The 10,598-nt window shown below is 59.3% G+C and carries 9 protein-coding genes and 4 pseudogenes; 6 read left to right on the plus strand and 7 right to left on the minus strand.

What is annotated here, in order from left to right; all coding sequences use genetic code 11:
• The first annotated feature begins 297 nt into the window (after nucleotides 1-297).
• The 6 genes and pseudogenes from tnpA (IGW04_RS24960) (at nucleotide 298) to IGW04_RS24985 (ending at nucleotide 5,471) form a co-directional block, all read left to right on the plus strand.
• On the plus strand, nucleotides 298-717 hold the full coding sequence (tnpA, locus tag IGW04_RS24960; RefSeq protein ID WP_228527385.1) for an IS66-like element accessory protein TnpA: 420 nt from the start codon (nucleotides 298-300) through the stop codon (nucleotides 715-717).
• The gene (gene tnpB, locus IGW04_RS24965; protein WP_194715806.1) at nucleotides 714-1,061 is read left to right on the plus strand and encodes an IS66 family insertion sequence element accessory protein TnpB; all 348 of its coding nucleotides are present in this window, start codon (nucleotides 714-716) and stop codon (nucleotides 1,059-1,061) included. The genes tnpA (IGW04_RS24960) and tnpB (IGW04_RS24965) overlap by 4 nt, the downstream gene beginning before the upstream one ends.
• 29 nt (nucleotides 1,062-1,090) lie before the next feature.
• Nucleotides 1,091-2,158, plus strand: a pseudogene (gene tnpC, locus IGW04_RS24970) (IS66 family transposase); the annotation flags it as partial.
• Between the two features lie 102 nt (nucleotides 2,159-2,260).
• A complete protein-coding gene (locus IGW04_RS24975; RefSeq protein ID WP_194715807.1) occupies nucleotides 2,261-3,496 on the plus strand; it encodes a site-specific integrase in 1,236 nt (411 codons plus the stop codon).
• Nucleotides 3,493-4,461: a tyrosine-type recombinase/integrase gene (locus IGW04_RS24980; protein ID WP_194715808.1), complete on the plus strand. Its 969-nt coding sequence runs from the start codon at nucleotides 3,493-3,495 to the stop codon at nucleotides 4,459-4,461. The genes IGW04_RS24975 and IGW04_RS24980 overlap by 4 nt, the downstream gene beginning before the upstream one ends.
• The gene (locus IGW04_RS24985; RefSeq protein ID WP_194715809.1) at nucleotides 4,458-5,471 is read left to right on the plus strand and encodes a site-specific integrase; all 1,014 of its coding nucleotides are present in this window, start codon (nucleotides 4,458-4,460) and stop codon (nucleotides 5,469-5,471) included. Before IGW04_RS24980 ends, IGW04_RS24985 begins: the two co-directional genes overlap by 4 nt.
• Before the next feature lie 64 nt (nucleotides 5,472-5,535).
• Here the strand turns inward: IGW04_RS24985 and tnpC (IGW04_RS24990) are convergent.
• The 7 genes and pseudogenes from tnpC (IGW04_RS24990) to IGW04_RS25020 form a co-directional block, all read right to left on the minus strand.
• Nucleotides 5,536-6,582, minus strand: a pseudogene (gene tnpC, locus IGW04_RS24990) (IS66 family transposase); the annotation flags it as partial.
• Nucleotides 6,583-6,620: 38 nt separating this feature from the next.
• A complete protein-coding gene (gene tnpB / locus IGW04_RS24995) occupies nucleotides 6,621-6,968 on the minus strand; it encodes an IS66 family insertion sequence element accessory protein TnpB (RefSeq protein ID WP_194715810.1) in 348 nt (115 codons plus the stop codon).
• On the minus strand, nucleotides 6,965-7,366 hold the full coding sequence (gene tnpA / locus IGW04_RS25000; protein WP_194715811.1) for an IS66-like element accessory protein TnpA: 402 nt from the start codon (nucleotides 7,364-7,366) through the stop codon (nucleotides 6,965-6,967). Before tnpA (IGW04_RS25000) ends, tnpB (IGW04_RS24995) begins: the two co-directional genes overlap by 4 nt.
• Before the next feature lie 189 nt (nucleotides 7,367-7,555).
• Nucleotides 7,556-7,874: pseudogene (locus tag IGW04_RS25005) on the minus strand (DDE-type integrase/transposase/recombinase); the annotation flags it as partial.
• A gap of 416 nt (nucleotides 7,875-8,290) precedes the next feature.
• Nucleotides 8,291-8,575 carry an HU family DNA-binding protein gene (locus tag IGW04_RS25010; protein WP_194715812.1) on the minus strand — a complete coding sequence of 95 codons (285 nt, stop codon included), beginning with the start codon at nucleotides 8,573-8,575 and terminating at the stop codon, nucleotides 8,291-8,293.
• A gap of 720 nt (nucleotides 8,576-9,295) precedes the next feature.
• On the minus strand, nucleotides 9,296-9,598 hold the full coding sequence (locus tag IGW04_RS25015; protein ID WP_194715813.1) for an SWIB/MDM2 domain-containing protein: 303 nt from the start codon (nucleotides 9,596-9,598) through the stop codon (nucleotides 9,296-9,298).
• Between the two features lie 856 nt (nucleotides 9,599-10,454).
• Nucleotides 10,455-10,598 (minus strand): annotated as a pseudogene (locus IGW04_RS25020) (IS982 family transposase); the annotation flags it as partial.

Consider the following 10,598-nt stretch of genomic DNA (forward strand, 5'->3'; position numbering starts at 1 on the left):
TGATTGCACCCGCGCTACTGACCAGAGCTCCCAGGACACCGCCGATCGTTGTACGGAGTCGTCGCGATGCGCGACGACTCGTCCGAGGCAATGGAGAACACACACGTGCGGGAAATTGAGCGCTTACAGTTGTTATGTGTGCCTTGAGAAGGCACGGTTGATACGTCGGTGCAAGCCCGACCCGGCCAACTCTCGCTCCGGCCGGAAGCACAAGGGTAAGCGAGGCAGCAGAGCCGTCTGGACAGGATGTAAGGCAGTGGCCAAAGTGGTGTGCGTCAAATAGTAGTGGAGATCACTTTGGAGTCAGTCAACAGAGCAGGCAGCAGGAAGGGGCGGCCGAATCACCCGGTCGATTTCAAGAAGGCAGTGGTTGCCGCTTGTTTGCCAGGAAGATCCATTGCCGGGATCGCCATGGAACATGGCATCAACGCCAACCTGCTGTTCAAATGGCGTAAGCAGTACAGCCGTGGCATGCCAGAGAAGAGGTGCATTGAACAGCCGACATTACTGCCAGTGACCATTGTGGAGTCTGACACGGCATCTTCGAGGGCAGAAGTCCAGGCGCCGGCTTCGCTGCCCGGGCCAGCATCGTCTGCCGCAGAGGCGCCCGTTGCGCGCGGCGTCATCGAAATCCGCCTGGGCAGCGTGTTGGTGCGTGTGGATGGGATGGTGGATCCGGCGACCCTGCGCACTGTGTTGCAGAGTTTGCGTCCATGATGGGCCTGCCGGCGGGTACGCGCATCTGGATTGCCGCTGGAGTAACGGACATGCGGGCTGGATTCAACGGTCTCGCAGCCAAGGTGCAAGCAGCACTGGAGGAGGATCCGTTCAGCGGTCACGTCTTCGTCTTCCGCGGTCGACGCGGCAATGTCATCAAGGTGCTCTGGTCTACCGGCGACGGCCTATGCCTGCTGGCGAAACGGCTCGAGCGTGGTCGTTTCGTCTGGCCGCAGGCCGACAGCGGCAAGGTGCATTTGACGGCTGCCCAGCTGTCGATGCTGCTGGAAGGGATCAATTGGAAGCAGCCGGAACGCACTTGGCCGCCCTTGTCGGTGTTGTAAACCTATCCGGGGGCGCGTAAACTGCGCGCATGCCAGCCGCCCCTGACACCCTGCCGGACGATATCGAAGCCTTGAAGGCATTGCTGCGTCACCGCGACGACGAGCTGCAGCAGTTACGGGACACGGTATCGACACTGGAGCAGGCGCTCAGCGTGCGCTCGCTGGAAATCGAACAGCTCAAGCTGCAACTGGCCAAGTTGCGACGCATGCAGTTCGGCCGCAAGTCCGAGAAGCTCGACCGGCAAATCGAGCAACTGGAAACGCGCCTGGAAGATCTGCTGGCCGAAGAAGGCGAGCATCCGGTTGACGCGGCCGTATCGGCGCCAACACTGACCACGCCAAGACCCGCGCGCCAACCGCTGCCGGCGCATCTGCCACGCGAAGACCGTGTGCTTGAACCAGAGGAACAAGACTGCCCCTCCTGCGGCGGCAAGCTCAAGCCGCTGGGAGAGGACGTGTCCGAGCAGCTCGATCTCATCGATGCGGCATTCAAGGTGATCCGCCATATCCGGCGCAAGAAGGTTTGTGCATGTTGCGACGTCATCGTTCAGGCCCCAGCACCCAGCCGGCCAATTGAGCGCGGCATCGCCGCACCTGGCCTGCTGGCCCATATCCTGGTATCGAAATTCGCTGACCATCAACCTCTATATCGACAGTCGGCTATCTATGCCCGTGCTGGTGTGGACCTGGATCGTTCTACTATGGCCCGCTGGATCGGCGCCTGCGGCGCCCTGCTGCGCCCGCTGGTGGAGGCGCTGCGCCGATATGTGCTGGCGCCGGGCAAGGTGCATGCCGACGACACGCCCATGCCGGTGCTCGCGCCCGGCAATGGACAGACGAAGACCGGCCGGCTCTGGGTCTATGTCCGAGACGACCGAAATTCGGGGTCCGCGGCACCACCGGCAGTATGGTTTGCCTACTCGCCCAACCGACAGGGCCAGCATCCGCAATCCCATCTGGCTCAATTCAGCGGCGTGCTGCAGGCCGATGCCTTTGCCGGCTACAACGAGGTTTATGCTGATGGACGCATCAGGGAAGCCGCGTGCATGGCCCATTATCCCGAGTGCTTTTTTATCCGGAGTTCGATGCATGAGGCCACTGTCCGCAGGAGGAGTATGGCTGGCGCGTGACACCACATAAATCCAGCGCGTTCAATGAGCTTTTGAATCCGATCTGGCCAGGCTAGCGTATATGCTTGCATGGCCACCCAGTTACCCAAGCCACAGCCCTCCGAGCGCACGCCCAGTGTTCAAGACATCCTGCGCGTATGGCGCGGTGATCGCTGTGTCCGCGCAAGCAGCGCGAAGCGATACCTGGAATGGATCGGCCGGTTTCGGCGCTATTGCGGCGCTCTTGGCCTTGACGAAGGCGCTGAGATATCACGCGACGGGGTCAAGCGCTTCCAGGCCTGGTACGCGCGTTCACGCAAGATCAATACCGCATATCTCGGTCACGCCAGTTCAGCTATACGCTCACTGCGCCGCGTTCACGAAGTCATGGGCATGCCGGTGCCACCGTGGCAGTCTATCGAACCCCGCCGGCCTCCTGCCGAGGCAGTTCTGCGCGACTACGCTGCTCACCTTGGGCAACATCGTGGCAACCCAGAGACCACGATCCGCAAGAAGCTCGATCATGTCGGCAAGCTGCTCGAGCACCTGAGCCGTTCCGGCAAGTCATGGCGCCATCTGAGCTTACCCGCCATCGACGCATTCCTCATCCAATGCGCCAGTCAATATGCGCGCTCGACGACAGCCGACATCGCCAGCACGGTCAGATCCTTTGCCCGGTTCTTGCTATCCAGCGGGCGCATTCGCGCCGACTTGGCCGATGGGGTGATCGCGCCAGTACAGCCAAAGTTTGAACGCCCCAGGCGCGCGTTGCCGTGGGAGGACGTTCAGCGACTGCTGCGCGCAGTGGACACAAGCACAGCATGCGGACTTCGCGATCATGCGATGCTATTGATGATGAGCACCTACGGTCTGGGTGCAGGCGAAGTGATCGGCTTGCAATTGGAGGATATCGATTGGAACGCCGGCGCGCTGCACATGTCGCGCCCGAAGACCGGCGTCAATTTCGTGTTGCCGCTGCTTCCTCCGGTCGCCAAGGTGTTGGCACGTTACCTGCGGCAGGGGCGTCCGTTGCATACGGCTACGCGGCACGTGTTCGTCCAGATGAAGGTGCCATTTGCCGCCCTCACGGCGTCGTCGGCGGTGCGGCACATGCTCATCAAACATGCCAAGGTCGCCGGCATTCAAGCGCCATACCTGGGCAGTCACGTCTTGCGGCACTCGAACGCCGCGCGGCAGCTCGATGTCGGCACCAAGGTACGAGTCTTGTCGGATCTGCTCAGCCATCGCGACCCGGATTCGGTCTCGGCCTACGTGCGCATCGCCACGCAGTCGCTGCGTGAGGTATCTCTTCCGGTGCCGCGATGAGCACGATGATTACCGCCACAGCCTTGGCCCACGACGCCGCGCAGTTCCTTGCGTTCAAACGAGCCATGGGCATGGGCTACCGCCGCGCCGAGTTCGTGCTTAATGGCTTCGTGCGCTTCATCCGTGACCACTACGGCGAACGCCCGGCGTCATTGGAGCAAGCGGTAACGCAGTGGGTGACACGGATCGAAGGCCGCAAGGCCATCACGGTGGGCAGCGAGTTTGGCGTAGTACGCCAGTTGTGCCTGTTTCGCCGTCGCAGCGACCCGTATGGCTTCGTTCCAGATCACGCGGTGGCGCCGGTCAAGGAGTCGGTGTTCGTGCCCTACATCTTCAGCCGCGAAGAGCTGCTTGCCTTGCTGAACGCCGCCACGCGGCACGAGGGCCGCAACATGTGGGGGGCTATGCTGCGCGCGCTCACTCTCGTACTGTACTGCACCGGGATGCGGCTGGGCGAGGCCACCAGGCTGCACTTGGTCGACGTCGATCTACGCGCCGCCGTTCTGACAGTTCAACGAAGCAAGGGGCGTTCGCGCATCCTGCCGATCCGCAACGATCTGGTTGTCGAACTACGCCAGTACCTGCGGCAACGCGAGGAAGTCTTGGCGGCAAACGGCGCCAGCGATCCACTGATACTGTTCATCCGTCGCGATGGATCAGCGCTCACTCTGCGTGCGGCCTCGGACGCGTTGCGATGTCTGCTACGCGATCTCGGCTTGAAGCCGCCATGCGGTCGCTCGGGTCCCAGGCCTTACGAGTTCAGGCATGCCTTCGCCGTACATCGGCTGACCGCTTGGGCCGTCGAAGGTGTGGACGTGCATGCAAAGCTGCCGTGGCTATCGGCCTACCTTGGCCACCAGAACGTCCTTGGCACGGAGGTGTACCTGAAGGCCACGCCCGAGCTGTTGCAATTGGCAAGCCAGCGCTTTGAGCAGCACTCGCGCAGCAAGAGTCGATTGCCATGAGCCGCTCGCCGTGTGGTCTGTTCGCTCATGTGCAGTCGTACTTTACAGAGTACCTGCCGAAGCAGCGAGGTGCCAGCGTCCACACCGTCCGTGCCTACCGTGATGCGCTGACGATGCTGTTCAAGTTCATTGCTGAGCAGCGCGGCCGAGGGGTCGCTTCCTTGCAGCTCGACGACATCGATGCAGAGGCAGTGATGCGCTTCCTGGATCACATCGAGGCGCAGCGATCGAATTCGGCAGCGACACGCAATTGCCGCCGGGCCGCGATCCGTGGATTCTTCAAGCACCTGCTACGCAACGACCTGGCACACTCACAGCAGTACGCGCGGATGTTGGCGATCCCTGCGAAGAAGGCGCGGCAGCGACCGGCAACCTATCTTGAGGCGGAGGACGTCCGCCTGATCATCAACATGCCCAATCAGCGCACCTTCGACGGTTGGCGCGACTACGCGTTGCTGCTCTTCCTATACAACAGTGGTGCTCGGGTCAGCGAGGCCGCCGGGCTTCGGTGGGACGATCTACAATTGGCCGCACCAAGGCAGGTTCGCCTGCGCGGCAAGGGCAAGAAAGAGCGGCTGTTGCCGCTGTGGACCGAGACGGCCAACGCGCTGCACCGACTACGCGGAATGTCAGGCGCCGCCGGTGGGCAATGCGTCTTCCTCAATCGACAGGGCCAACCTTTGACCCGCGACGGCGTCGCTTACATTCTCAGAAAGCACGCGGCGTCGGCTGCTTGCGACAACCCAGTGCTGCGACACAAGCACATCACGCCACATGTCTTGCGCCACAGTTGCGCCGTTGGGCTTCTGCAGTCAGGCACTGACGTGACGGTGATCCGCGACTACCTCGGTCACGCCAGCGTCGCCACGACCGGCCGCTACATCACGACCAACCTGCAGATGAAGCGGGAGGCTATGCTGGCCTTCTGGAAGAAGGCCGGTATCGAGCCGGCAAACGCGAAGACATGGAAGCCCAAGGGCGATATGCTCGCGTTCTTGCAGTCCCTTTGAACAATTCAAATTTATGTGGGGTTCGGATCACCGATTGACCGCATGAACGCTGTTGCCAATTAGCTTCACTCAAGATAAAAAAGCACTCGGGATAATGCGCCCAGCAAGCCGCTTCCCGGATCCGGCCGGACTCGTACAGCGCGGTGAAGCCGGCAAAGCCGTCGGCCTGCAGCACGCCAGTGAAGTTCTTCAAGTGCTGCTGCGGGTGGGCGCCCTTGCGGTCTGGCGTATAGGCACACCAGACTGCCGGCGGATCCTGCGAGCCGCAGGGCCGGTCATCACGCACATAGGTCCACAACCGGGCGGTCTTGGTCTTGCCCAAGCCGGGCGCTAGCACCGGCAGCGGCGTGTCATCGGCATGCAGTTTGTCGGCGGTGAGGACATGGCGGCCAATGGCGTCGACCAACGGGGCAAGCAAGTCGCTGCAGGCGCCGACCCAGTCGGCCAGCAGTGCCCTGGACAGTTCCACCCCTTCACGCTCGTAGATGACCGATTGCCGGTAAAGCGGCAAGTGATCGGCAAACTTGGCGACCATTACATGGGCTAGCAAACCAGGACCAGGCAAGCCACGCTCGATCGGCCGGCTGGGCGCAGCGGCCTGCACGATGCAATCGCAGCAGGAGCAGGCCAGCTTCGGGCGGATATGACGGATGACCCGGAAGCTGGCCGGCACATACTCAAGTTGCTCGGACACATCCTCGCCCAGGTGCTTAAGATGGCCGCCACAGGACGGGCATGCCTTCTCGGCCGGGGCATGGACTTGTTCGTCGCGTGGCAGGTGGGACGGCAATGGCTTGCATTGTGGAGTGCGGAATGGCCGCTTCTGCCGTTGGGCCACGCTGGCGGACTGGCCTTCGTCAGCCTGGAGGTCCTCCAGGCGCAGCTCCAGTTGCGCAATCTGCGTATCAAGCTTCTCCGACTTGCGGCCGAACTGCATGCGCTGCAGCTTGGCGATCCACAGCTTCAGGTGCTCGATCTCGGCAGACCGGATCGAGAGTTGCTCGCGCAGTTCGGTGACGACGACTTCCTTGTGGGCCAGTGCCGCATCACGCTCGGCAATCAACGTCCTGAGAGCAGCAATATCGTCGGGGAGGTCGGCAGGCAAGGACATGCCGAAGGAGTTTACGCAGGTGCAAGGATGTTTACAAGCTATAACGCCGACAGCGGACGCTGGGTGCGCTCGGGACGGCGCCAGTCGATGCCCTCAAGCAGCATCGAGAGTTGGGCTGGTGTTAATGCGACACTGCCTTCGGTGGCCTGTGGCCAGATGAAGCGGCCGCGTTCCAGACGCTTAGCCAGCAAGCACAAGCCATCGCCGGTCCACCATAGGACCTTGATGAGGTCGCCGCGCTTGCCGCGGAAGACGAACACATGGCCGGAATACGGGTCTCCGGTCAGTGCCGTCTGCACCTTCGCCGCCAGACCGTTGAAGCCGCTGCGCATGTCGGTAAACCCGGCTGCCAGCCATACGCGTGTGCCCGCCGGCAGACCGATCATCCCAGCAGGCGATCCAACACACGGTCAAGGATGCCGCTGTCAGGTACGCCTTCGATGAAGAGGCAGCCTTTAGCGCATTCGAGGCGAAGGACGTTTGCTGTTTCCGGCCTCGGAGATGAGGGACAAGATGAATCACTGTTCTGTGAGTCTGTCGCCATGATCGTGACCGGCAGCATGGCCGCTGACGCGTCGGCTGACGAGTCCAGCAAGCCCTCGCGATGCAGCTTGCGCCAGCCGAACACCTGGTTGGCATTGACGCCATGCTCGCGTGCGATGCGGGCGACAGAAGCGCCGGGCTGCAAAGTCTGCTCCACCAGCGCCAGCTTGAATGCAGTGCTGTGGCGGCGGTAATGCTTCGTATCGGAAGAGGAAACGACCGGTCGATCCATTATGTCCATGATGTCAATCGTGGACACAACCCAGATGTGTCACACCGACCAAATCATCTCGCTGGCAGATCGCCTCGTCCAGACGGTGCCCAGATGACGCTTACCCAGTACACATAGCGGGCAGCGGAGAGGTCCCGCCGGGGTGCCGTCGCGTTGGCGCGCTAAAGACAGAGCAGTGCAGGTAAGGTCACGTGCCCATTACTTTGAAGGGACTTGTCCTGCCAGCGTATAAAATTGATTGGCAAACGACATGCCATCGCACCCCGCCATGATGAGCTGGCCTTTGCGAATCATGTGCATGAGCTCGATGCCGGCCAGAACGGCTTGCGCAGAACAGAATGATTTGAAGCCGCGCATCGGCCGGGTGACCCGTTTGACGGCGCGATGGTCCTGCTCGACGATATTGTTGAGATACTTGACTTGCCGGATCTCGATAAGGGGGGTCTCGTTCCGCGTTCGACTGGTCGAGGGCTGCCTTGTTGGCACCGCTCTTATCCATCGTCACCGTGTCAGGGGCCTCGTTGTGCTGCGAGCTGGCGGCTATGTACAAAATTGGCAATCCACATAGCATCACGATGTGGCAGCGACAACATGACCGCGGAGAACTCCGTTCGCCGCAGCGTATTCCTCCATTGAATGATCTAGTGCCAACATAGAAAAAGACCTCGCCTCGGTCGCCGGAGCCTGAGCGGTTAGAGCAGGCAGACTGCTTACTACGCGAAAATCAACAGTTGCGCTGAAATTGCATACCTAAAAAAGTGCGATGCAGCAATTCCAAGGCTAGGCCACCGTTCAACATTTTGAGCGATCTGCGAAAGCAGGCGGTACCTTGGCAGATGCACGTAGTCACGGGTTCGCAGCATCAAAAGTGCTAAAGAAAAAAGCCGCATGAGTATCGGCTTTTGTTTGCGCTGCGCTGACGAATTGGCGCGCTCAGCCTTTGAATTTTTTGGCGGCGGCTTTCAGGTCCGGCGCGGCACGGAACTTGGCGGTGTTGGTTGCCTTGATCTTGAGCTTTTCGCCGGTCGCTGGATTTCGGCCGGTACGTGCTGCGCGTTTGCCGACGGCGAATGTCCCCAAGCCTGTCAGCGGAAAGCGTCCCTCTTTGCGTATTCCCGTCTGGATCAACTCCACAAGACGATCAACCATGATCCGCGCTTGGGGCTTGGTGACTTCGGCGGCAGCGGCCAAGTCTTCTATTAAATCGCTTTTCTTCATATTATTCCTACAAAATAAGGAAAGGATACGGGGACGACTGTAGCTGCAGATGCACACTGCCTCTCACACGACCCGTGTCCATTGTATCGGCTCATGCGGCGGCAGTAACTTCGCTGTTGTCCGGTGTTGCAAAGTTACAAAAAGCCCGCGTTCACCGTAGCGGAAAGCGATGCCCAAGCGAACGGTAGCGCGGCCCTGCTAACCTGACCCGATTACAGGCGCCAATCACTTGCACCATCCGGTCAGCCTTGCTGGATTGTGTGTGTATATAATTTTCATGGCGTTGACGCTGTCAAAAACATACCGTCAGCCGCCGTATCTGTTGACGGGCCTGGGCTCCTGTCTGTCGCCAATGGTCAGTACTTGATATCAGGCTGAACAAGTCGCGCCGCTTTGCTTGCACAGCAGTTCGAATAGATGGCAAGCACTGTGCGTTTTGTTCCGATTCGTCAAACTGAGGGTTGCCGGCAAAGATAGGCACACCCTAAGCTTTGCTATGTGGCCCAAACCTTGTGCTCCCCCACGTCAGGTTCCTACGTTTGGGGAAGGTTGCATCATGGGGCGATGCAACCGGAAGACCCAATGCAGCGATCGCTGTTTGCATGGATACTGGCACGATCATGGCTTGTCAGCCGGCTCGTCGGCAGCGTGGAAAGCAAATTGGAACACCTTTTTTGAGTAGCCCCAGCAGCGGCGCGCTGAGGCTATACCCTTGCGGGATCAGCTGATGTGTGCAGAGAGCAGTTTGGTCATTTCAAACATCGTGACCTGCGGCTTGCCAAAGATGGGTTTCAGCTTAGCATCGGCGTTGATATTGCGCTTGTTCGCGGCATCCTGCAGATTATTCGCCTTGATGTATTCCCAGATTTTTTTCGTGACTTCCGTGCGCGGCAGTGGCGTGCTGCCGATCACGGCAGCCAGTTCTGGCGAGGGCGTCAGGGGCTTATTAAAGCCGGTGCCTGTGGCGGCTTTTGCTCCCAATGTTTTCTTTGCAGCGGGTGCTTTCTTTGCAACTTTAGCCATAGGTTCTCCAGATCAAGTCGTCTTATGATGCAGGTAGTAGCGCGATATTGCGCAAAGCTTGGCATGTCCAAGCAGGGCAACCAGTCTAACCGAGTCGGTAGTGCATGCAACCCCGTCATATCACTTCTATCCGCAAAAGTTGACATGCAAGCAACCAGTGTTGCGCATAATCGTCTATTGATCACGCCAATTTATAGATTACATTTGCCGGGCAAACGAAACTCCCCAAGAGTGAAGTGGCGTGCTATGACGGCCACTGGCATCGCCTGGCTGCTTGTGCATATGCATCATGTCCAGCTTAAAGCGAGACACAGGTCCTAGGGCTAATAAAAGCTGCGCTCAGTAAGGCCATCCAATAGGATAAACCGGGGCTGGTTGCATATACACGCCCGGAGAAGACCAGTAAGTAGTTTGAGGAGGCCGATAATAGACTGGTGGCGGCACATAGTATACAGGGGGCGGCGGCTGATAAAAAGCTCGTGGTGGCGGATAGTATATCGTTGGCGGAGGCTGATAATAAAATTGCGGAGGAGAGTAGTAACCTGGGGAGCCAACGCTAACGGACCGATGAACCCGATTATGCGCCTGCGCAAGAGGCACACTGAGCATAATTGCTATCAGCGCAACTTTAACAGGGAAAAGGCAGAAGCGTTTCATAAGGTTTCTCAGTCAGACTATTTTCTATAATTAGTAGCACTGACTGGCCCAGACGAGCATCTTTTTTTGGTAACTTGTGTAACATTTTCCGACTTTTCGTCGTCGGGTGCACAATATTTCCTTCCTTGCTGCGTTTGTATAAGAACTAAATTCGAACGATCAGAACGTAATTAACGTCAGTTCGGGATAAGGGCAGGTATCAGAGAATTGGCGCTCTGGTCGTCACGGGCAAGCGTGGCTTGTTGGGCGCGAGGCAGTAAGCAACGACACCGGCCATAAGATTGACGACGAAGTTCACGCAGGAGCGGTGATGAGTATGTTCAATCTGGCATAGGTTTTTGAT

This window comes from Noviherbaspirillum soli, from assembly GCF_015352955.1.
Lineage (GTDB): Bacteria > Pseudomonadota > Gammaproteobacteria > Burkholderiales > Burkholderiaceae_D > Noviherbaspirillum_A > Noviherbaspirillum_A soli.